The following is a 23,781-nucleotide window of genomic DNA, read 5'->3' as shown; positions in this document are numbered from 1 at the left end:
CTAAAATCTCAAGTCTAAAATTTGCAATCTAAAATCGTATTATCCTTTATCCGACAATCTTAAAATATCTCCAAAAACGCCTCTTGCTGTTACCGCAGAACCTGCACCAGCTCCCTGAATAACAATCGGGCGATCTCCATACGATTCTGTATAAATTTCGAAGAAAGAATCTGAACCTTTTAAGCCGCCAAGAGCAGTATCTGAAGGAACAGAAACTAATTTTACTTCCAGATTTCCTTTATCATTTTGTAAATCTCCAGACAATTCGCCAATGTATCTTAATACGTGATTTGGTTTTTGATCGGCTTTTATTTTATCGTAAATTGGGTCAAATTCTTTTAATTTGGCTAAGAAATCGCTAACGTTTCCATCACGTAAATGTTCTGGAATAAGATTCTGAATTGAGATTTCTTCAAACTCGTTCTGCAAATCTAATTCTCTTGCAAGAATTAATAATTTTCTTCCCACATCGTTACCGCATAAATCCTCACGCGGGTCTGGTTCTGTGTATCCGTTGTCAATTGCTTCTTGCAAAATCTGGCTGAACGGAACATCTTTTGCAGAGAAATTATTGAATAAATAGCTCAATGTTCCAGAGAAAACGCCTTTAATTTTTGTGATGTTTTCACCAGAAAGATGCAATAATTTAATAGTATCAATTAAAGGCAAACCTGCACCAACATTGGTTTCGTACAAATAATTCTTTTGATTTTCTGCTAAAGATTTTCTTATTTCCTTATAAAAACCATAACTCAAAGTATTCGCTACTTTATTAGATGAAATCAAATCGAAACTGCTTTCTATAAGCGGAATATAATTTTCAACGAAAGTTGCACTTGCTGTATTATCAATTGCAATTAAATTTTCTAAATGGTATTCATTTGCATAAGCGATAATATCTTGAATAGTATAACCATCTCCTTTGCTTGCAATATCATTTTTCCAGCTTGAAGTTACACCGTTTTTGTTTAAAAGCAGTTTTTTAGAATTTGCAATTGCAAAAACATTCAATTTAACATCTTTACGCTTTTCGATAGCTGAAGCCGATTCTAAAATTTGATTGATTAACGTTCCGCCCACTAATCCGTGACCAAAAATGGCAATATTGATTTTTTTAGACACTCCAAAAATCTCTCCGTGAATTACGTTTAAGGCTTTGTTTAGTTCTTCTTTCTTCACAACCAAACTCACGTTTTTACCCGTTACAGTGTTATTGAATAGTATCGGAACAATTTTATTTTTGATTAAAGCAGTGTATGGTTTATGAAAAGTACTTAAATCCTGGCCAATAATCGAAATTACCGAAACATTATCGGTTACTGTAATCTGATTTACGTCTTTAGAATAAAAGTCGTTTTCGAATTCTTTCTCCAATTCAACCATTGCAGTTGTAGCCTTATCAGTAGCAACAACAAGTCCGATTCCTCTTTCTGAAGAACCTTGCGAAATAATACTTACGCTGATATTATGATCGCCCATTACTTTAAAAATTCTGGCATCGACTCCAGCTTTTCCAAGTAATCCTCGGCCTTCAAGATTTACTAACGAAACGTTTTCTAAAACAGAAAGCGTTTTAATTCCTTCTTTAGCAGAATCTGAAGTGATTAAAGTACCGCGGTTTTCGTGATTGAATGTATTTAAAATACGAAGCGGAATATTTTTTTCCAACAAAGGAATTATCGTTTTAGCATGCAAAATTGTTGCTCCAAAATTCGCTAATTCGTTCGCTTCGTTAAACGACAAATATTCGATTTTTTTAGCATCGGCAACTAAATCAGGATTTGCTGTGTAGATTCCGTCAACGTGAGTAAAATTTTGAAGTTCTTCGGCATCTAAATAATTAGCAATTAAAGATGCCGTATAATTACTTCCGTTTCTTCCTAAAGTCGTTGTATCATTGTTGTTGTTTGAGCCAATAAAACCTGTTACAATATTTACTGTTGAACCATTATGCAATTTGAAATAATTGATAACATTTTTCTTAGAAAGCTGTTCTAAAGGCTGTGCGTCGCCAAATTTCGAATCGGTTTTGAGCAATTCTCTTGTATCAACAAAATTCGCAGGAATTCCTTTTTCAACTAAAATTGAAGTCAGTAATTTAGCCGAAAGCAATTCTCCTTTTGATAAAATCTGGTCTTTAATTTTATTGCTGTAATCTCCAATTAAGCTTACACCTTCAAAAAGTTTGTCTAAAATAGTAAACTCTTCTGATAAATCGACTTGCGGGAAATCTGAAATTTGATAGGCTTTAAAGCTTTCCAACAAAGGTTTGTAATTTCCATTTTTAGCTGCAATTCTTAAAATGTCTTCTAATTCGTCTGTCGCATTACCGCGTGCCGAAACGACAACGGCAATTTGCTCGCCTTGATTTACTTTATCTGAAATGATTGAAACGACTTTGTTTAGTCCTTCTCCGTTTGATAACGATTTACCTCCAAATTTTAATATTTTCATTTTATTTTGCTATTGTTTCTGCCTTAAAAATATCGGCAAGTAAATGATCTAATTGTTTGTACTCGATTAAAAAAGCGTCATGTCCGTGAACCGAATCTATTTCGCTGTAAAAAACATTTTCTTTAAATTTCTTTAATTCCTGAAAAGTTTCCAGGTTTTCTTTTGGTGTAAAAAACAAATCCGAATTGATTCCGATAATATGAATCGATGCAGTTGTTTTCGACAATAAGGTTTCGAAATCATCACTATTTCGAGTTATGTCTATGGTTTTTAGCAATTGATTCATCAATTTATAAGATGACAATTGATATCTTTTTTGTAATTTTTTACCATGATGCGCCAGCCAGCTTTCGATATTAAAAATCAAAAGATCTTGGTTAATGGTTCGTTTAAATTTTTCTTTGAATGATTCAGGAGAACGGTAACACAACATTGCATGAATTCTTGCATCTTCTATTGGTTTAGAGGAATTGTTCAGGATTTGTTCCTGTAAAAAGCAATTTGCAATCATCCAGTCGGTCGATTTCCAGTCGGTTGCAATCGGAATTAAATTTTCGGCAATGTTGGGTTCCAAAGCCAAGATTTCCCAAGCGATACCGCCACCCACAGAACCGCCGATTATAGCAAACAACTGCTCAATATTTAAAGCTTTAACTCCTTTTATGAAAATGCGCGCAACATCTCTAGCTGTAAAATCTTGGTAATTTTCAACTATAAATGAATCATTTCCGTTTCCTGGAATATTAAATGCCAAAATGGTGTACTTGCTTGTATCAATTGTTTTTCCGTCGCCAATTAAGTCGTTCCACCACCCATTTTCGCCTGTAACCTGAGCGTTTCCTGTTAAGGCATGGTTGACCAAAACGATTGGAGCACTGTGCAACGGCAAACCAGAAAGTGTAAAACTTAAGGGTACTAACGGATATAGTGCACCACTTTCTGTGATGAAATCTTGAATTATAATGGGACTTGGTATATTTTCCAATTTCAAATCTTTTATTAATTGATTTGTATGTGGAAATATTAGAAAGAAAAGTCTAGAGTGAAACTAGAAAAATTCTTGTTGTTATCTTTCCACGTTTGGGCGTGGTAGAATGCAGCACCTTCTTCGCTTTAGCGAAGGGTTGCTAAGGATTCATCGGGTCTAATCCCTCGTCCTTTCTTTATAACATTTCAATACGTTTTTGAACTTAAAGGTGCAAATTAACTACTAATTTCTTAAACAAACAAATTTTATCGAAACTGATTCCGGAATTTGCTGAACATAATTCAAACCAAAACTAATGTACGCAAAAAATTACCGAACAATTTGCTCAGTAAAATTAAGCAGGTTTACCCTTATTTTATAATACTTTTTGAGTTAGATAAAAAGTGTTTCATTTTCTTTTGAATACATCAAAAACAATAAAGAATTTGGTTCTTTTTTAATTTCTTTTTTATCCGTTTCCGTTATTCCAAATCTTGGATGTACCAATTCATTTGTTGGCGGTGGCGGATTGTTTCTTTTCGTTCTTAAGTTTTTCAATGTAGAAAACGTTTTGGTTATGTAGTTTAATGTGCTCATAATATTTAAGTTTAAGTTTGTTAGCGTTTTATAATCTTTATTTTTTCTTTGTTTTTTTGTTATGGTAACCTAATGAAATAAAAAAACCCTTTTGGGTTTTAATACCAAAAGGGTTTAAGTTTTTAAAACTTACATATACTTTTAGTATCAACAGACGCGTACACAAATAAGTGCGACATTAAACATCTTGTTCATGTTCATCTGTAGGGATTTATTCATCTGTGATTTACTTGCTATTTTTAAAAAATTTTGCATTTTTATATTTTTAATAAGCTTCTCGAAACTCTTGACACATTCTTACTTTTTATTCTTTTCAAAAAATCTAAGAAATAATATTATAGTCAACTGTTTATTCGATCTGCATAACTATTATTAGATAACTAAATTTGTTTTTGGTAGTTTTTAGGTATTACAAATGTGCGAATATTTTTTCAATAATCCAAGTGACTATCAAGCAATTAATTACAAAAAACGTTAAAAAACATGATTTAAACGTTAAAAAACATCTTACAAAAAGTCATTTTTACTATTTATAGGCTTAAACCTACAAATAAAATCATAATTTTTCTGTTTCAAAATATCAAAGAACTAACTAATATAAATCCACTACAGCCAAATCGTTTCTTTATTTTTTATTTTTTCAGCTACTTTTAAAATGTCTGTTATAATTCCTCTCGAAATAGCCTGCTTGCATGGTGATGCGCTCTGAATTACAATTGGAACCGCCGCATACGATTGTGTATAAATCTCAAAAATAGAATCTGAACCTTTCAATTGTCCGATTGCAGATGTAATAGGTTCTGAAACTAATTTGACTTCTAATAAATTTCGCTCAATATCAAATTCTCCTACATATCTCAAAACATGATTGTCGGCTTGAGTGATTTTTGCGATTTTAAAATACCGGTCTATTGCTTCTTTATTAAGTATTCCGTTTTTCTCTAAATGCTCCTGATTTATAATAGAATTGATTTTTATATCTGAAAGTTCAAAATCCCTCCCAATTTCCCTCGTTAAAATAAGCAGTTTTTTCGCCGTATCGTTTCCGGATAAATCTTCTTTGAAAGTAGCACGCATTAAACCAAGCAGACTAGCATCTTTTAAAACAGAAGAAAAAGAAGTTTCTTCAGAAGAAAATCGGTTAAAAACATAACTCAGATTATCTGAAAAAACACCTCTGATTTTTGTAATCTTTTCGCCCGAATAATACAAATCTCTTATCGTTTGCAAAACGGGAAAACCTGTATCTACCGAGGTTTCATACAAAAACTCTTTGTCGTATTTTTTTAGATTCTCTCTTATTTCTTTATAAAGACTAAGTGGCAATGTATTGGCTTTTTTGTTTACCGCTACAATATTAAAGCCGTTTTGAATCAATGTGTTGTAATGCCCAATCAGTTCGTCGCTTGCGGTAGCATCGACTGCAATTAAATTTTCGAATTCGTTTTCCTTTGCAAATTCAACAATATCTTCTACTTTAAAAGGAACAGCTAATTCTCTAAAATTGGTTTCCCAAGCATATCCAACGCCTTCTTTCTCGAAAAAAGCGACCGTAGAATTAGTAATTATCGGAAAATGAAAATCGATATTTTTACTTTGAAGAAAAAATTCCTGACTTTCGATAATCTGATTGATTAAAGTGCTTCCGATATTTCCAATTCCGAAAAGGATGATATTTATTTTAAGCTTTGACATAATTTTAATTTTTAATTTTTTCCACCATATAAGTACTATAAGTTCATTTAATAATCTCATCTATAATATTTGACACTTAGGCGGATTTCAATGTGTCTGTAATACAATGCGCTTTACTAAAATGAACTTACATTACTTATGGTGAAATATTTATGCTAAACGTTTTTTCATAAAAAATCACCCCTAGCAACACCACATTGCTAAAGGCAATTTTTCAAACAAAAAACAAAAAAACCTAATTTTTTATACTGTATTGCGATTGTGTAACGCTTGCAAAAACAGTTTGCAGGTCAGCAATTAAATCTTCAATATCTTCGATACCTACAGAAAGTCGGACCAAATCTTTTGAAACTCCAGTTTCTAATTGTTCATCATCAGACAATTGCTGGTGTGTTGTGCTTGCGGGATGAATAATTAGCGATTTTGTATCGCCAATATTGGCCAACAGTGAAAATAATTTCGTTTCATCTACTACTTTTTTAGCCGCTTCAAAACCGCCTTTTAATCCAAAAGTGATAATGCCGCTTTTACCTTCTGGCAGATATTGCTGTGCTAAATCGTAATATTTACTTGATTTTAAACCCGGATAATTTACCCAGACTACTTCTTCTTGTTTCTCTAACCATTCGGCTAAAGCCAAAGCATTTTCGCTGTGTTTCTTAATTCTGATTGGCAAAGTTTCTAATCCCTGAATGATTTGAAAAGCATTAAACGGACTCAAAGCCGCACCAAAATCACGCAAACCTTCGATTCTTGCTTTCGCAATAAAAGCAGCATTTCCTAAGGCTTCGTGATAAACTAATCCGTGATAACCTGCTGAAGGTTCTGTAAATTCAGGAAATTTTCCGTTCGACCAGTCAAAAGTTCCGGCATCAATAATAACACCACCTAATGAAGTTCCGTTTCCGGAAATATATTTAGTTAAGGAATGAATTACAATATTGGCTCCGTGCTCAATCGGATTCAATAAATAAGGAGTAGCAACCGTATTGTCTACAATAAACGGTACTTTAAAGTTTTTGGCTTCCGCCGAAATTCCTTTCAAGTCTAAAACATCTAATTTTGGATTTCCTAAAGATTCAACAAAGAAAGCTCTTGTATTTTCTTTAGCTGCTTTTGTAAAATTTTCTGGTTTTGAAGGATCTACAAAAGTGGTTGTAATTCCTAAACGAGGCAAAGTTACTTTTAAAAGATTATAAGTTCCTCCATATAAACTATTTGAAGCCACAATATGATCACCCGCCTTTAGCAAAGTCAAAAAAGTAGTCGAAATTGCCGAAGCTCCAGAAGCCGTAACTACCGCTCCAATACCGCCTTCAAGCGCTGCAAGCCGTTGTTCTAAAACATCGTTTGTTGGATTATTTAATCTCGTATAAATAAATCCAGCTTCTGCAAGACCAAATAAATTGGCGGCATGATCTGAATTATTAAAAACGTATGATGATGTCTGGTAAATTGGCACTGCTCTAGTTCCTGAATTTTTAGTAACGTCGTGTCCTGCGTGTAGTGCATTTGTTGCGAATTTTTGTGTGCTCATGATTTCTTAGTTTTAGATACTGTTAATACTATTATATATTGTTATTGAAATGATTTTTGAATTGAAATTTGAGATTATCTAACATATAGATCTTCTTCTTCGAGATTATACATATGAAACAATAAAGATTTTTGACCTTTTATATTTTTCTCAGGATCATAATTTCCAACTTCACTTGTTGGTTCTTCCATTTTATCTTGGTTTTTTTGAGAATCTGTTCTCAATAAGTACTGAAATGCGATTGTATTTATATCTAATGTATTCATGTTTTAAAATTTAAAATGTTGAAATAAAAAAAGCCCTTTCGGATGGCTACCAAAAGGGCTTATAGTTCTAACTATAACAAAGATTCTATCTTTCACTTTTGGCAACAGCTAATTGGGATGCACATTTGCATCATCTCACAACACATCATTTTTTTTTTAGCTATTGTTTTCATTTTATTATTTTAATTCTTTTTTAAACTCGACTAATTTGATAGGATAAATGTAATAATATTTATTGAACTACCAAATCAAAAATTATAATTTAACATTTAAAGGCTTTTTATTCATTCAAAAAAAATAGTAGGCTTAATAATTCAGTTTTATTTCATTTTTGAATAAAAAAAAACCTCTGCAAAATGCAGAGGTTCTATATAAATATGTTTTGAAAACAAACTACAATAGTGTCTCTGCGGAAGATTCCGGCATCATACAAGACATATTGCAAATTGTTAATTTCATTGTTTCTTTTTATTAGATGAGGCAAATTTGCAAACTATTTTTTAATTGACCAAAGAAAATCGAAAATAATTTCTATTACCCTATCAATTTAGTATGTTTTGTTAAATTTATGCTTATAAAATTAAAAAAAGCAGAACTTTAATTTGGAAATCAAAATGGTTTTATACCTTTGCACGCGAATACAGAGGAAAAATTTGAACTGATTGCAACCTCTTCATAATGAAACGGTTCGTTATGAATGCTGAAGATTTACTTTCAGCAGTAAAAAATGCTAAAGCAGAAACTCTCCTTTAGCCCTTTTTAGCAATTATTTCTCCTCGCTTAATTTTAATTTAATAAATTATTATGGCTTATTTATTTACGTCAGAATCTGTTAGTGAAGGGCATCCAGACAAAGTTGCAGATCAAATTTCGGATGCATTAATTGATAACTTTTTGGCATTTGACGCTGATTCAAAAGTAGCTTGTGAAACTCTAGTTACAACTGGTCAGGTAATTTTAGCAGGTGAAGTAAAATCGAATACTTATCTAGATGTGCAGCAAATTGCGCGCGAAGTAATCCGTAAAATCGGATATACAAAAAGCGAGTATATGTTTGAGGCAAATTCTTGTGGAATTTTATCAGCAATTCACGAACAATCAGCTGATATTAACCAAGGTGTTGACAGAGCTAAGCCAGAAGAGCAAGGTGCAGGAGATCAAGGAATGATGTTTGGTTACGCAACTAACGAAACTGAAAACTACATGCCTCTAGCACTTGATTTATCTCATAAATTATTACAAGAATTAGCAATTTTAAGACGCGAAAATAAGGAAATTACTTATTTACGTCCAGATGCTAAGTCTCAGGTAACTTTAGAATACAGCGACGATAACAAGCCAACTCGTATCGATGCGATTGTTATCTCTACTCAACATGATGATTTTGATGAAGAAGCTACAATGTTGGCTAAAATTAAAAAAGATATTGTTGAAATCTTGATTCCAAGAATCATTGCTAAAAATCCAGCTCACGCTCATTTATTCAATGATAAAATCAATTATCACATTAACCCAACAGGAAAATTCGTTATTGGAGGACCTCACGGAGATACAGGTTTAACAGGAAGAAAAATTATTGTTGATACTTACGGTGGAAAAGGTGCTCACGGTGGTGGTGCATTCTCAGGAAAAGATCCAAGTAAAGTAGATAGAAGTGCTGCGTATGCTACACGTCATATCGCTAAAAACTTAGTTGCTGCAGGTGTTGCTGATGAAATCTTAGTACAAGTTTCTTATGCAATTGGAGTTGCTCAGCCAATGGGAATCTTCATTGAAACTTACGGAACTTCTAAAGTTAACTTAACAAACGGTGAAATCGCTAAAAAAGTAGAAGCTCTTTTTGATATGCGTCCTTACTTTATTGAGCAAAGATTAAAATTAAGAAACCCAATTTACAGCGAAACTGCTGCTTACGGACACATGGGACGTACACCAGAAGTTGTTACTAAAACTTTCTTCGCTCCAGGCGGACATGAAAAAACAGTAACTGTTGAATTGTTTACTTGGGAAAAACTTGATTTTGTTGACAAAGTAAAAGCTGAATTTGGATTGTAAATTTAGATTGTTAGACTATTAGACTAACTTTTAGATTGTTAGATTTTTTTGACAATTACTTACAATACAATTAAACATAAAAAAAAACCGATTTCTGAAATTAGAAATCGGTTTTTTTATTTAATAAAGACAACTTTTTATCTTTCCAATTGTACATTTGGCAATGTTTTAGGACGACTTGCATCATTTGATAAAATCCATCCGGTGCGATACATCCATTCTGTCATTTTGTGCAGTTTTACGTAATCGATATTTTCTGCTTCATCCATTGGAGTATGATATTGACTGTGCAAAACACTAGTAAAAAACACAGAAGGAATTCCTCTTCGCGCATATGGCAGGTGATCTGAACGGAAGTAAAAATACTCCGGATGTTCTGGTCTGTCCCAAAGTTTATCTAAATCAAATTTAGGACCTTCGTCATTTGCTTTTTTGGCAATAGCAACTAGGTCTGAAGAATTTTCATGAGGCGAACTAGAACCCAATAAAGCCGCCTGATTTACATTGTTTCTTCCAATCATGTCTCCGTTTAAAACAGCAACAATATCCTTTTCTGGAACAGTAGAATGCGCTGCATACCATCTTGAACCTAACAATCCTCTTTCTTCAGAACCATGAAATACAAACAAAGCTGTTCTTTTTCCAGGTTGTTTTTTATATGCTCTTGCAATTGCTAACATCGCCACACAAGTACTTGCGTTGTCATCTGCTCCATTATAAATAGAATCTTTGCCATATTTTTGTCTTACGCCATCATGATCTTGGTGACCGCTGAAAAGTACGTATTCGTTTTTCAATTTCGGATCAGTTCCTGCTATTGTCCCTACTATATTTACTGATGGATATTTATACGATTCTGAAACTACTTCTGCAGACAAAACATCTTTAGTGTTTTTTAAATACTCTAGTTGATCTCCGTGAACCCAAAAAACAGGCATCGTAGACCCAATTTTATCGCGGAAACCTTCGATTCCGTAAATACCTCTAGTCATTTGCGGTTCGACTTGAGACCAGCTTTGTTCTGCCAATTCATCAGCAACCATAATAAGTGCTACAGCTCCTTTTTTTACTACAAGGTCGTAGTATTTATTTCGAACCAAACCTGGATATCTTCTATCAAAAAGCGAAATATCATCAGCTATTCCTTCTTTAGAAGCCAGCAAGACAACTACTTTTCCTTTAACATCTGATTTTTCAATCTGCTCTTTTGTAGCTGCACCTAAATATACTAGAGAACCTTCAACTTTTATATTAGTAGTTTCTGCAACCAAAACTTCCTTCCATAGCTTATATTCTTTTTGTCCGATTTTAAAAGTTGTATTGGCTGTAACTTGATGCCTGTACATATCAAAAAATTGAAAATATGTTCCGTCATCACCTGCTGGAGTCATTCCGGCTTCTTTTGCTTTATTTGCCAGCCACATCGATACTTTTAATTCATCTAAAGTTCCTGCCTCACGACCGTTAAAATGGTCACCCGCCATTTGGTACATATCTGTTCTAAGATCTTTATCAGTAATAGCTGAAACTAATGGTTTCTTAATTGCCTGCGAAAAAACTACTCCGCTGTAAGCAATCAAAATGAGGATTAATTTATTTTTCATACGTTTTAATTTAGTCTTTCAAACTTACTAATTTATCAAGAAAATCTAGTCTTCATTTCGCTTAAATTGATAAAATCTATAAACCTACTTGACTAAAAACAAAAATGACTGCCGGAACCGACAGTCATTTTCTATAATTTTAAAAATCTTTTAATAAGTTCCGTTTTGCATTTTGCTTAAAGTTTCTCTTATTTCATTTGCAGTTTCTTCTTCAACATCAGCACTTAAATATTTAACAGCTAATGTTTGTGCTTGAATTGCTTTTTCTTTTTGCCCGTCTTTATAATATAATTGACCTAAAGTGTCTAAATAATAAGGATTATTTTTAGTTACAACCAAACTGTATTCAGACCAAGTAATGGCATCTTTTATAAAACTTGAATTAGCAGGTTTCAAAACTGTCAACCACGCTGTTGAGTTTGCTAAATTTGAGTGGTAGTCTTTAAATGAATTCCATCCGTTATAAGAATAATCAGAATCCGTATCTAAAGTCGCAAACATCTCATCTAGTCTTTCAATTGCATTTCCTTTTTCAGTTGATAAATAGGTATCAAAATACGATTTAAACTCTTTTAAATAAGCTATATCGTCGATAGAGTTTTCGCTTTCTGCACTCAGGTATTCAAAATAATTTTTATAGCAATCAAAACTTCCCTTTCCTGTCGCAATTAATTTTTTGTAAATCGAAATTATTTTATTCTGATTTGCTTTTCCTGTTACGCCATCTTTTGACAAATAACCATTTTGCTGTAAAGCAGCTGCAATTTCGCTGCTCAAACTTCCTTTTAATAAAACTAATGCATTTCCGTTTTCATCTTCTATGTTCATTTTTTCGATAGCATCGTAATGCTTTAAAAGATAGTCAATCGCCAAGAAATCAGTATCATTAAAAATACGCTCTTCATTAAAAAACTGTTTAGAAAAACCTACGTTTTTTATTTCTCTTAAAATTGTTTCTACTAATTCTCTATTAGGCTGTGTATCTTTCTGATGCGTTTCAATTAATTTTTTCCAGATTTGAGCCACTTCTTTTTTATCTAAGGTAACTTTTGCAACCTTAAAATCTGCAGGATTTACTTCTTCTGCAACGGCATCTGTTGTTTCATAATCATATGGTATGTCGAGTACAGAAGCTTGGTAAAAAGCTGAAATAAGATCTTTATCTGTTGCTTTTTTGTTTTTTAATACTTTATCAACACCAGAAAAGGCATTTGCTCTTTGCAGCTTTTTTGAAAATTCATCATAATAAGTGAAATCTGATTTTTTATCTAATAAATTCGATTTTGCAGTCGCTAAAATATCTCCGTTTGCGTTCAGAATGATCAAACTTGGATTATCTGATATTTTATTGGCTTTAAGCCATTTTTTATCATCGGCTGTCGCCAAATAATAATTAAAAATATCATATTGAGGATTATAAGCATCATACATATAATATCCAACCTGTGTTTCAAGATCTTTTACTACGGTATCAAAATCAGTTTTTGCAGCAGGATTTTTACTGTCCGTATAGATTACCAAAAACTTAGTTTTAGCATTCTTAGTTGCGGCTAACGCACTTTTTAAATTATTTTCGATTTTAAATTTAAAATCAAATTTAGCGACTGCATAAGTATCAGTAGTGTCAACAATAACATCTGCTCCAAAATTTTCGGTAACTAAAGGTTCTTTTCCTGGATAAGTCCAGTTTGAAATGGTTTGACTTTCAAGTGCTGTTACCGTTGGATTTTCATCAGGTTTTGAATCTTTTTCATTTAAGAAAGTAATCGGATTTTTTCCTGATTGCTCAGAAATTTTCAACTCATTTGTTTTCCTGTCATAATAACCTGAAAGATTTAAATCGCTTAAAGCATCAAGTTCATATTTAATAGTTATTTCTGATACATCTTTTGGCAATGCAAATTTAGATAGTTTGCTTTGTCCGTTATAATCTTCATAAACCAAGTATAAAAAGTCTGCTTTATTAATTTCGAATTCTAGATCTGCTTTTAGCCAATCCGGATCTACTTTCGTTTTAATATCTGAAATTCTTTGATATTCAACAGACTCAGAACCGTTTTGAGTTCCGATATAAAACGAGTAATAAGAAGGGTCTAAAAAGTTTACTTTGATTTTTTGTGCTTTTTTATCTTTTTTAAAAGCAAGATCAAAAGCAGTTGCCGGTTTTACTTTTTGGCTAAATGAAAGCGAATCTCCTTTAATTTCATAATCGCCAGAATAAAAAACGAGTTCATATTTATTATTGTCTAATAAATTTAATTTGATTTTCTGACCTTTATTTGACGATAGATAAGTTCCTTTTTGAATGCCTTTTGTTTGAGAAAATGACATAAATGTCACACAAAAAAACAATAAGAAATTGCATATATAATTACGCATAATGTAAATTTTGGCTTGTTAATATTAAACGCAAAGATATTCGATTATTACCGAAATCGGCTGCCTTAAAATCCAAAATAGATACTTAATATATGCTATAAATTATATTTCATCGAAAAGATAATGTAACGTGGCTGTACAGTATATTGTGAAACTCGTGTAGAAAACTGCGAGAAACTGTCATCGTTTAAATAAGTGGTATTTAAAAGATTAGTAGCCGAGACTTTATACTCCCATTTGCTGTCCTTTTTTTGATAAATTAAACTAGCACTTAAAAAATCATATTCATTGTCCACCGTTTTATTACTATTATAATAATGGTAAAATTCATATTCTGAAACAAACGAAAAGCTGTTCCAGAAATAATAATCTAATCGCGCAAAAGGTTTGTCTGTATAATAAGTCGAACCGCTGTATTTATTGATTAACGCATTGTAACCAACTTCTAGATTTGGAAAGTTTTTATAATTTGTAGAGGCTCTCACAGTATAACTCTGAACAAAACTTTCTGTAGTTGCCAAAACATTGTTCTGGATGTTATTGAATTTCGACCAATTGAAACTTGCAACTGCAGAAGCTTTATAATTCTTTAAAAAAGAACGTCCGTAACTTCCCATCCCGGTAAAAGTCTCATCTGCAAGATTTGAATTATAAGGAGTTGATGATTGATTAATTCCTGTAAAATCAGCCTTTGTTTTAATGGCATCTACTTTTTTAGTATATGTTGCGTTGGCAAAAATGTTTTCAAAATTGAACATATTGTACTTAAAGTAACGCAGCGAATGCACCTGCGAAGTCGCATTTTCTAGAAAGCGGTTTCCTCTAAACAAACTGCTGTAATCAGACAAAACGTAACCTGCCGCTAATTGATTCACATCTGTAAAATCGTTAGACAAAGAAAAATTATAGGTTAAGGTTTCTGATTTTTTAATTTGATACAAGGCAAAAAAATCAGGAAGCACTTTTGTAAAATTCTGCGAATAATCTGTTCCTAATTGGGCATTTGTCATGGCATACGAATGCAGGCTTACACCCGGAGTCAAAGTAAATTTACCCGTCAAGATTTTATAATGAAAACCTAAGAAAACATCATTAAAATTATAATTTACGCGATTATTATTTTCAGCTGAATTTAGATCATTTCTATCTCCGTTATCCAACATCTGGAAAATATGAGAATTAAAATCCTGATACGAATAGGTATTTCCTAAAGTAATATTGAAATTGCTTTTTGGTGTTACCATATAATAATAATCCAGTTTTGCATCTAGTTTATTGGTTTTTACGAATCGATCCTGATTTAAATCATTTCGGTTTTGACCTGAAATATAACCCGACAAATCAAAAGGCTGTGATCTCAAATTGGCATTATAAAACGGATTTTCATCTTGATATAAATGCTGCATTTCAAAAGCAAAAATATTTTTATCGCTTTGTGTATAATACAGACTAAGGTTTTGATTAACAGAAGTTGGATCTTGTTTTTTATTTGTCAAAATGGTTTCGACAGCAGAAATAGTATTTACAACAGATTCGCGAAGTAAATCAGTATCTTCATTTTGTTTGGATAATTTGGTTAAGATATCATAATCAAACTGAAATTTATCATTTGGCTTATACGTCGAACTCAATTTAAAAAGACCTAAATTGTTTTTCTGATGTGTTAATTCATCTCGTTTTTGCTGATCTCCAGAATCTAAAATCGTGGTCTGAGACTTAGTTTCCAGATCTGTTTTTGAAGTTGAAAGAATTCCGAAACCACTAATATTCCAAGCTTTGTTAACCGAATAAGCAAAATTAGTTGCGCCAAATTTAGTTTCGATTTCTTTAGCGCGATTGTTTCTTAAAATTGAAATTCCCAAATCATTAGATGAAACATTAAAATTGCTTCCGCCTTTTTTCATCATATTTTTAAAACCGCCTGTAAACTTAAAATAATCTTGCGCGGTTAGAGGCAATTCTCCAATATTATTAAAATTCGTAATTAAATTAATACTGTATTTTGGACTGTAATAAAATAATTTTGGATTGATTATATAACGGCTGTCCAGCTCTGCAACTCCAATTCCGGCTGTCATATCTCCAAACCAAAAGTTCTTTTTACCCTCTTTCAGCTTGATGTTCATAGCAACATTATCTTGATCGTTTTCTAAACCTTTTAGTGCGCCAACTTCGTTGTAGTTTCTTAAAACCTGAATTTTATCAATAGCATCTGCGGGAATATTTTTTACGCCTAATTTAGTGTCTCCGTCAAAAAAATCTTTTCCTTCGACCATTAATTTACTGACTTTTTTACCTTCAACTTCTATTTCTCCATCAGCATTTACTTCAACTCCTGGCAATTTTTTCAGTACATCTTCCAGTTTTTTTTCTGTACCAGATTTAAATGAATCCGCATTATAAACAATGGTATCGCCTTTTATAGAAACTGGCATTTCGCGAACAATTTCAACCCCTTCAAGCTCGATTCCAGAACCATCCATGACAATGTTTTGAACCATGTTTTCAGTCTTTGTAGAAATCGCAATTTCTTTCGATTTCATTCCAAGATAACTCACCTTAACAGTATAAGAAGTATTGGGTTTTAAAGTAAGCTGAAATTTTCCTTTATCATTGGTAATCCCATACGAATCCATTGCTTTTGTGCCGTTGTTGACTGCCATAATATTGGCCATCTCTAACGGATTTTTTTGTTCGTCCTGAATAAAACCATCAAAACGGACACTTTGGGCAAAGGAAATAGAGGTCATTAATAAAATGACAAAAAGAAGTATATTTTTCATTGGAGAAATCTAAAGATGGTGAATTAAATTAGCGTCTGATCATTACCGGACCACCGCCAGGAGCGCCTTCACGACCGCGGTTCATCTCTCTAAACTCTTCCATTTTTTTAATTACCGTTTCGTCATAGTCTTTCTGAGAAATTACTTTTCCTTTTGTTGGTGCTTTTATTTCAACTTTATCTTTAGCATTCAAAACAATTTTCGAACATAAGATAGTGGTTCTTCCATCGTTAACTTCTAAAATTAAACCTGGCAAACCCCAATAATTTTCTGGACCTTGATTCACTGGAATTTCTGGCGAATACCAAGCCGTTATGACGATTTCTTTAGGCATTTCAAAATTATCCTGAAAGTTCGTTTTAGTATCTCCTGAAGTTTTTTTGGCATCGTCTTTTTTATCTTCAGACTTTTTATCGTCATCATTTTTAGGTCTGAGATTTCTAAAGTCGGTTTTGCTGGCTTCTTTTACTGCCGTTGCTTTGTAGCAAGTATAACCGCCAATTTGCTTGGTTTCAGATTCTAATTTCCAATTTAGTTTTGGAAGAGAATCTATAACTAAAAACTCTTTGCCCATAAATTCTTTGTCAACAGTATACGATTTGCTTTTTACATCTTTATAAAAAGTGCCTCCACCTCCCATAAAAGAGTTCATCATAATTCGCATTCCTCCGCCTTGCTGTCCTGGAGCATCTAACTTTTCTTCTTCTTTATAAATAGATGCTGATTTGTCAAAATTTAAAACAAACGTTTTCTCCAGCATTTTTTTCATACGCTCTTCCATGCTTTTCTGCATTTCAGGCGTAATATCTCTATTGGCACGCATTCCCTCAAATTTAGGCGCTTGTGTTTTTGACTCATAAACAGCCATTCCCTGAAAATCTTTCTGTGCCTGCACTTGAGTAAATACGAGCATTAAAGACATGTAAAAAATTACTTTTTTCATTTTGTTTTCTTTAGAATTGAGTAAATCCAATAAAATTTACACTCAAATGTATTATTAATTTTAAAATACTAAAAATTAAATATATGAGTCTCGTCAACATATAGACAAAACTGGATATTATTTAGACTATTACGTTTTCGAAAGGTTTAAATCGCTGTGCCGGTTAAATCTCTCTTTTTTACACAATTTGTACTGTTGTTTTTTGTAATTTGGCTCTCTTGAAACCAAGATCTTATGACCAAAACGGCACTTAAACTTTTACTTTTCTTTTTCATTGCCGGATCTTTCTCTGGAGCTTTTGCTCAGAATTTAAAAATAAATCCAAAGCCAATTTCTCATTTTGAGATCAATGCCGATACATTTTTAGGCTATGATTCATTTGGTTATTCTTATCAGATAAAAAACAATGTCTTTAGTAAAATTAAGGAAAAAGAAGTTTTTGAATACAAAAATGTCTCTTTAGGAAATATTACAAAAGTTGATCTTCAAAATCCGCTTAAAATCGTATTATACTATGACGCCTTTAATACCGTTTTGTTACTCGATAATCAGTTAAATAAAATTACAGAGATTAATTTCTCTCAAAATACAACTCCAATTGTTGTTAGCGCGATCGGAATGTCGACTCAAAATCAATTATGGATTTATAATACTTTGAACCAGCAAATAGGGCTTTTTGATTATTTAAAAAACGAATACAAAACAATTTCTAATCCGTTGACAGAAGCTATAAAATATTATCAGACCGACTTTAATACCTTTTATTGGATAGATAAAAAAAACAACTGGTTTTCGTGTGATATTTTCGGAAAGATCACAGCTTTGGGAAAAGCAGCTGATTTTGACAAAATCGAAATTATTAATCCGCATCAATACATTTTTAGAAAAGGTAATTTATTATATTTTAAAGACATTACTGACACAAATTCAAACACAATTTCTGAAATTGAAATTTTAGAAAAATCGTTTGATAATTTCTGCTACAAAGACCAAATTTTATCTATTTTTACAGCTAAAGAAATCACCAATTATAAAATCGTAACACCGTAATGCACATAGCAATAGCAGGAAATATAGGCGCAGGGAAAACAACTTTAACTAAATTATTGGCCAAACACTTTAAATGGGAACCCCATTATGAAGATGTTGTTGACAATCCGTACTTAGATGACTTTTACCATCAAATGGAACGCTGGTCATTTAACTTACAGATTTATTTCTTGAACAGCCGTTTCCGTCAAGTATTGCAAATTCGCGAAAGTGGCAAAAAAATCATTCAGGACAGAACGATTTATGAAGATGCGTATATTTTTGCTCCCAATTTATATTCGATGGGATTGATGACGAGCCGTGATTTCGAAAATTACACTTCTCTTTTTGAATTGATGGAATCTTTGGTAAAAGCACCTGATTTATTGATTTATTTAAGAAGTTCTATTCCAAATTTAGTCGGGCAGATTCACAAACGCGGACGCGAATATGAAAACTCCATTTCTATCGATTATTTAAGCCGTTTGAACGAAAGATACGAAGCATGGGTTCAGACTTATACTAAAGGAAAATTATTAATTATTGATGTTGACAATATTAATTTTGTTGATAATCCTGAAGATTTAGGAAACATCATTAATAGAATTGATGCTGAATTGAACGGATTGTTTTAGAACACTAATTTCACAGATTTACACCCATAAAAAAATGCCTCTAAAATTTAGAGGTATTTTTTTATCTAAATATTTTCTTACTTTTGCAATGTTTAAATAAATTTCCCGTTTTGGGAAAAAATAATTACATTTGCCCAATCAAAATGAGAATAATAGCTAAAAGGACTTTGCAAAATTTCTGGGAACGTTTTCCAAATGCTAAACAACAATTGTTATCTTGGTATCAAATTTTTGATAAAAATGATTTCGAAAATTCAAATGCTGTGAAATCCATTTTTGGCTCAGCAGATTTTATAGGAAATAACAAAGTGATCTTTAATATTTGTGGAAATCATTATCGTTTGATTGTCAAAATTAATTATGACACACAAATTATCTATATTTTATTTATTGGAACTCATGGCGAATACGATAATTTAAAAGACATTAAAAACTTATAAGATGAATATAAGGCCAATAAAAACTGAAAGAGATTATGATTTAGCGCTAGAAAGAGTAAATAATCTTTTTAATGCTAGACCAGATACTGATGAAGGAGATGAATTAGATATTCTTGTTACACTTATAGAAAAATATGAACAAATACATTATTCTATTCCAGAACCTGATCCAATAGAAGCCATAAAATTTATGATGGAACAAAATGGTCTTACAGATGCAGATTTGGGAGTTCTATTAAATAGCCGTTCAAGGGTTTCAGAAATTTTTAAACGTAAAAGAGCCTTAACAATAAAACAAATAAGAATTTTAACAGAAGCGCTACATATCCCAGCTTCAACTTTGATAAAAGAATATGTCTTACACCCATAAAAAAAATGCCTCTAAAATTTTAGAGGCATTTTTTATTTTTATATAATCATTTTATTTCGCAGCTTCAATTTTTGCTTTCACTTCTTCTTCAGTTCCTTCAAAAACTTCTGTTGTTGTTTTTCCATTTTCCGTTTTTGTTACAGTTCCAACCGTAACTCCATTTGTGGTAGTCAAATTAACCTCAACACGCTTTTTGTCGTATTTAGTTGTATCAAAACAATCTGTTTTTTGGTAAATATATTTGCCGTTTGCATCATAATGTGCTAAACATTTTGCAGTTTCTTCGGCAGTACAGCCTTTTTCCTTGCATTTTGCAATGCATTCTTCTTTAGTCATTGTTGATAAATCACCGCATTTAGACATAACACCTGCATGCATTTCTGTTTTAGTACAACATGAACCTTTTTCTGCCATCGTTGAAGCAGAATGCCCTTCGCCTAAAATAGGCGCAATGACTAAACCAATCAAACAAGTTAATTTAATTAAAATGTTCATAGATGGTCCAGACGTATCTTTAAACGGATCTCCAACTGTATCTCCAGTTACGGCTGCTTTATGAGCATCAGAGCCTTTATACGTCATTTCACCGTTAATAAGAACTCCAGCTTCAAATGACTTTTTAGCATTATCCCAAGCTCCTCCGGCATTGTTTTGAAAAACTGCCCAAAGCACCCCGGAAACAGTAACGCCAGCCATATATCCTCCCAACATTTCAGCAATTAACTGATTGTTGTCTGAATAAACCAATTTTCCTAATAATACAATTGCAATTGGAAAACCAATAGTTAAAATTCCTGGAAGCATCATTTCGCGTAAAGCAGCTTTAGTTGAAATTTCAACACATTTTCCATACTCCGGTTTTCCGGTTCCTTCCATAATACCCGGAATTTCCTTAAACTGACGGCGCACTTCATAAACCATATCCATAGCCGCTTTTCCAACAGAATTCATCGCTAAAGCTGAGAAAACTACCGGAATCATTCCGCCTACAAATAGCATGGCTAAAACTGGAGCTTTAAAAATATTAATTCCGTCAATTCCTGTAAAAGTTACGTAAGCTGCAAATAGTGCTAATGAAGTTAAGGCTGCAGATGCAATTGCAAAACCTTTTCCTGTAGCTGCAGTTGTATTCCCTACTGAATCTAAAATATCCGTTCTTGTACGAACCTCTTTTGGCAATTCGCTCATTTCTGCAATTCCTCCGGCATTATCTGAAATTGGTCCGAAAGCATCAATAGCTAACTGCATTGCGGTAGTGGCCATCATTGCAGAAGCTGCTAGTGCAACTCCATAAAAACCAGCTAAAGCATACGAAATCCAGATTGCGCCTGCGAACAATAAGACAGTTGGAAAAGTAGAAATCATTCCAGTCGCCAAACCTGCAATAACGTTAGTTCCTGCTCCAGTTGATGATTTTTGAACAATTGCCATAACTGGTTTTGTTCCCAATCCTGTATAATATTCCGTAACCGATGAAATAGCGCCACCAACTACTAGTCCGACTAAAGTAGCATAGAAAACTCGCATTGATGAAATATCCTTAGAACCTTCACCAAAAAAGCTCATCTGCATCGTTTCCGGCAACATATGCTGCACTAAAAAGAAACAAGCAATTGCAGTTAAAGCAATCGAAACCCAGTTTCCTATATTCAATGCTTTCTGTACTTGTGCCTCTTTAGCATTATCATCAGAAATTTTTACTAATAATGTTCCGATAATAGAGAATATAATTCCGAAACCGGCAATTGCCATAGGAAGCAAAATTGGACCAATACCTCCAAAAGCATCCTGAATATTACCGCCCATATCTTTAATAACGTAATTTCCTAAAACCATTGCAGCCAAAACGGTTGCTACATACGAACCAAATAAATCGGCTCCCATTCCTGCAACGTCTCCCACATTATCTCCCACATTATCTGCAATTGTTGCAGGATTGCGCGGATCATCTTCTGGAATTCCCGCTTCAACTTTACCTACTAAATCGGCACCAACATCGGCTGCTTTTGTATAAATTCCACCACCAACTCTAGCAAACAAAGCAATAGATTCTGCTCCTAGCGAAAAACCTGCTAATGTTTCTAAAACAACTGTCATGGTTTCGGTATCTTTCCAAACACCACCAGACAAAATATTAAAGAAGATTATAAAGAAACCAGTTAAACCTAATACAGCTAAACCCGCTACGCCTAAACCCATTACGGTTCCGCCGCCAAAAGAAACTTTTAGTGCTTGTGGCAAGCTTGTTCGTGCTGCCTGAGTAGTTCTCACATTAGTTTTGGTTGCTATTTTCATCCCAATATTACCAGCATAAGCCGAGAATAATGCTCCAAAAATGAATGCAACAACTATTAATAAATGCGTTTTAACACCCGGAATAAATGTAATTCCTGCTAAGGCAATACTTGCGATAATAACAAAGATTGTCAATAATTTATATTCGGCTTTTAAAAAGGCTAGTGCGCCTTCATAAATGTGGTCTGAGATTTCCTTCATTTTGCCATCGCCAGCATCTTGTTTTAAAACCCAAGTCCTTTTTATTCCCATGAAAAGTAATCCTATAATTGCCATAATAATTGGCAAGTAAATCATAAATGCATTCATAATATTTTAATGGTTTTGGTTAATAGTCAATAAACTAACTAAACGAATTTAAACAAAAAAGCAATACTCCTAACGGAATATTGCTTTTTTTATAAAATATGAATGGAAAAATTATTTAATACTAAATAATCCTTCTGGTTTGTTTTCAATATCATTAAAACGCTTAGTGCACTCTGCAATAATTGCGAAAGCTTCTTTTACGTCTCCCCAACCCTCAACATCTACTTTTTTGTTTTCAAGATCTTTGTAAACTTGGAAGAAATGCTCGATTTCTTTCAATAAGTGTGCATTGATATCTGAAAGGTCATTTAATGAATTCCAAATTGGATCTGAAACTGGTACACAAATGATTTTTTCGTCTGGTCCTTTATCATCTGCCATATGGAAAACCCCAATTGGCTTTACCTCAATAACACATCCAGGAAAAGTTGGTTCATTAATTAAAACCAATACATCAAGAGGGTCACCGTCAAGAGCTAAAGTTTCTGGAATAAATCCGTAATCAGCTGGGTACATCATTGAAGAGAATAACATTCTGTCGAAACGCATTCTTTTGATTTCAAAATCGTACTCATATTTATTTCTGCTTCCTCTTGGTATTTCGATTAAAACATCGAAAGTCGTTAGTTTGTCTGCGGTCATTTTCGTTTTTTATTATTTCTATAATTTCGATTGCAAAAGTAACTAAAGAATCCTTTTTTACAATAAAAAACGACATTAAATATATGTACTTTTTACATTAATTTCTATACTTTCCTTTTAATAAACAGTGAGTTAATATGCAATCTTCCGATTTCGCTTGTTTAGGTAATAATACCAGAGCAAATATGTGGCATAAGATCGGTACGGACTCCATTGTTCTGCATGAATCTCCATTTCCTGCTTGTCATGAATATCAAGTAATTCTTTGATTGTATTTATGACTGCAATATCACCAAGCGGAATTAAATCTGGCTCTTGAAGACAAAACATTAAGTAAATATCAATTGTCCAGTTTCCTATACCCTTTAATTTAATTAATTCTTCGCGAACTTGCTTTGCAGATTTTGTTGCTAAACTTTCAATATCAATTTCTTTATTCAAAATAGCTTCTGCAAGAATCTTGATGTATTTTGTTTTTTGCCGACTAACACCTAAAGCACGAAATTCTTCATCTGATAAAATCGACATTGTTTCAGGATGACAAGTTGTATAGGATTTTATTTTTAAGAATGTGGCTTTCGCCGAATCTATAGAAACTTGCTGTTCGAGTATCAGCAATACTAAAGTTTCAAAACCTTGTGGTCGTTTTGGAATGGTTGGCAATCCATATTTTTCGATTATTTCACGAAATATTGGATTCTTATTGATTAGAAAATCGATGGCTTCCTGCATGGCTTTGATTTAAGTCTATTCAAAATTAAAGAAAAAAGAATTTCGCAGG

The 23,781-nt window shown here is 32.8% G+C and carries 18 protein-coding genes and 1 riboswitch; of the genes, 5 read left to right on the top strand and 13 right to left on the bottom strand.

What is annotated here, in order from left to right; all coding sequences use genetic code 11:
- Positions 1 to 39 precede the first annotated feature (39 nt).
- The 6 genes from thrA to IRZ83_RS08585 all read right to left on the bottom strand — a co-directional run bounded on the left by thrA (position 40) and on the right by IRZ83_RS08585 (position 7,516).
- The gene (thrA, locus tag IRZ83_RS08610; RefSeq protein ID WP_194568103.1) at positions 40 to 2,454 is read right to left on the bottom strand and encodes a bifunctional aspartate kinase/homoserine dehydrogenase I; all 2,415 of its coding nucleotides are present in this window, start codon (positions 2,452 to 2,454) and stop codon (positions 40 to 42) included.
- Between the two features lies 1 nt (position 2,455).
- Entirely contained in the window at positions 2,456 to 3,445 is a 990-nt protein-coding gene (locus tag IRZ83_RS08605; RefSeq protein WP_194568101.1) for an alpha/beta fold hydrolase, read from the bottom strand.
- Positions 3,446 to 3,517: 72 nt separating this feature from the next.
- A riboswitch (SAM riboswitch) is annotated at positions 3,518 to 3,626 on the bottom strand.
- 188 nt (positions 3,627 to 3,814) lie between these two features.
- The gene (locus tag IRZ83_RS08600) at positions 3,815 to 4,018 is read right to left on the bottom strand and encodes a hypothetical protein (protein ID WP_029271835.1); all 204 of its coding nucleotides are present in this window, start codon (positions 4,016 to 4,018) and stop codon (positions 3,815 to 3,817) included.
- Between the two features lie 606 nt (positions 4,019 to 4,624).
- Positions 4,625 to 5,713: an aspartate kinase gene (locus IRZ83_RS08595; protein ID WP_194568099.1), complete on the bottom strand. Its 1,089-nt coding sequence runs from the start codon at positions 5,711 to 5,713 to the stop codon at positions 4,625 to 4,627.
- 235 nt (positions 5,714 to 5,948) lie between these two features.
- Positions 5,949 to 7,250 carry an O-acetylhomoserine aminocarboxypropyltransferase/cysteine synthase family protein gene (locus IRZ83_RS08590; protein ID WP_194568097.1) on the bottom strand — a complete coding sequence of 434 codons (1,302 nt, stop codon included), beginning with the start codon at positions 7,248 to 7,250 and terminating at the stop codon, positions 5,949 to 5,951.
- 74 nt (positions 7,251 to 7,324) lie between these two features.
- Positions 7,325 to 7,516 carry a hypothetical protein gene (locus IRZ83_RS08585; RefSeq protein ID WP_194568095.1) on the bottom strand — a complete coding sequence of 64 codons (192 nt, stop codon included), beginning with the start codon at positions 7,514 to 7,516 and terminating at the stop codon, positions 7,325 to 7,327.
- 804 nt (positions 7,517 to 8,320) lie between these two features.
- Here IRZ83_RS08585 and metK point away from each other — a divergent pair.
- A complete protein-coding gene (gene metK, locus IRZ83_RS08580; protein ID WP_029271831.1) occupies positions 8,321 to 9,571 on the top strand; it encodes a methionine adenosyltransferase in 1,251 nt (416 codons plus the stop codon).
- A gap of 137 nt (positions 9,572 to 9,708) precedes the next feature.
- Here the strand turns inward: metK and IRZ83_RS08575 are convergent, their stop codons facing one another.
- The 4 genes from IRZ83_RS08575 to IRZ83_RS08560 all read right to left on the bottom strand — a co-directional run bounded on the left by IRZ83_RS08575 (position 9,709) and on the right by IRZ83_RS08560 (position 17,280).
- Positions 9,709 to 11,175 carry a M28 family peptidase gene (locus tag IRZ83_RS08575; RefSeq protein ID WP_194568093.1) on the bottom strand — a complete coding sequence of 489 codons (1,467 nt, stop codon included), beginning with the start codon at positions 11,173 to 11,175 and terminating at the stop codon, positions 9,709 to 9,711.
- 150 nt (positions 11,176 to 11,325) lie between these two features.
- Positions 11,326 to 13,554 (bottom strand): hypothetical protein, encoded by a 2,229-nt coding sequence (locus IRZ83_RS08570; protein ID WP_194568091.1) that lies wholly within the window; start codon positions 13,552 to 13,554, stop codon positions 11,326 to 11,328.
- A 95-nt stretch (positions 13,555 to 13,649) separates the two neighbouring features.
- Positions 13,650 to 16,337, bottom strand: coding sequence for a carboxypeptidase-like regulatory domain-containing protein (locus tag IRZ83_RS08565; RefSeq protein ID WP_194568089.1), 2,688 nt, complete (start codon positions 16,335 to 16,337; stop codon positions 13,650 to 13,652).
- A 28-nt stretch (positions 16,338 to 16,365) separates the two neighbouring features.
- Positions 16,366 to 17,280 carry a GLPGLI family protein gene (locus tag IRZ83_RS08560; RefSeq protein WP_194568087.1) on the bottom strand — a complete coding sequence of 305 codons (915 nt, stop codon included), beginning with the start codon at positions 17,278 to 17,280 and terminating at the stop codon, positions 16,366 to 16,368.
- A 234-nt stretch (positions 17,281 to 17,514) separates the two neighbouring features.
- Between IRZ83_RS08560 and IRZ83_RS08555 the strand changes: the two genes are divergently transcribed.
- The 4 genes from IRZ83_RS08555 (at position 17,515) to IRZ83_RS08540 (ending at position 19,754) form a co-directional block, all read left to right on the top strand.
- Positions 17,515 to 18,330: a hypothetical protein gene (locus IRZ83_RS08555; protein ID WP_194568086.1), complete on the top strand. Its 816-nt coding sequence runs from the start codon at positions 17,515 to 17,517 to the stop codon at positions 18,328 to 18,330.
- Entirely contained in the window at positions 18,330 to 18,944 is a 615-nt protein-coding gene (locus IRZ83_RS08550) for a deoxynucleoside kinase (protein ID WP_029271825.1), read from the top strand. The genes IRZ83_RS08555 and IRZ83_RS08550 overlap by 1 nt, the downstream gene beginning before the upstream one ends.
- Before the next feature lie 143 nt (positions 18,945 to 19,087).
- Positions 19,088 to 19,384: a type II toxin-antitoxin system HigB family toxin gene (locus tag IRZ83_RS08545; protein WP_194568084.1), complete on the top strand. Its 297-nt coding sequence runs from the start codon at positions 19,088 to 19,090 to the stop codon at positions 19,382 to 19,384.
- A 1-nt stretch (position 19,385) separates the two neighbouring features.
- A complete protein-coding gene (locus tag IRZ83_RS08540) occupies positions 19,386 to 19,754 on the top strand; it encodes a type II toxin-antitoxin system HigA family antitoxin (RefSeq protein ID WP_194568082.1) in 369 nt (122 codons plus the stop codon).
- A 51-nt stretch (positions 19,755 to 19,805) separates the two neighbouring features.
- Here the strand turns inward: IRZ83_RS08540 and IRZ83_RS08535 are convergent, their stop codons facing one another.
- The 3 genes from IRZ83_RS08535 to IRZ83_RS08525 form a co-directional block, all read right to left on the bottom strand.
- Positions 19,806 to 22,358, bottom strand: a complete 2,553-nt coding sequence (locus IRZ83_RS08535; RefSeq protein ID WP_194568080.1) for a sodium-translocating pyrophosphatase — start codon at positions 22,356 to 22,358, stop codon at positions 19,806 to 19,808.
- Positions 22,359 to 22,469: 111 nt separating this feature from the next.
- Complete coding sequence (locus IRZ83_RS08530; protein WP_029271823.1) at positions 22,470 to 23,000, bottom strand: inorganic diphosphatase; 531 nt, start codon at positions 22,998 to 23,000, stop codon at positions 22,470 to 22,472.
- 132 nt (positions 23,001 to 23,132) lie between these two features.
- Complete coding sequence (locus IRZ83_RS08525) at positions 23,133 to 23,732, bottom strand: DNA-3-methyladenine glycosylase family protein (RefSeq protein ID WP_194568078.1); 600 nt, start codon at positions 23,730 to 23,732, stop codon at positions 23,133 to 23,135.
- Positions 23,733 to 23,781: the final 49 nt, after the last annotated feature.

Origin of the sequence: Flavobacterium sp. JLP (genome assembly GCF_015350755.1) — a bacterium.
GTDB lineage: Bacteria > Bacteroidota > Bacteroidia > Flavobacteriales > Flavobacteriaceae > Flavobacterium.
This window is presented reverse-complemented; position numbering and strand designations above follow the sequence as displayed.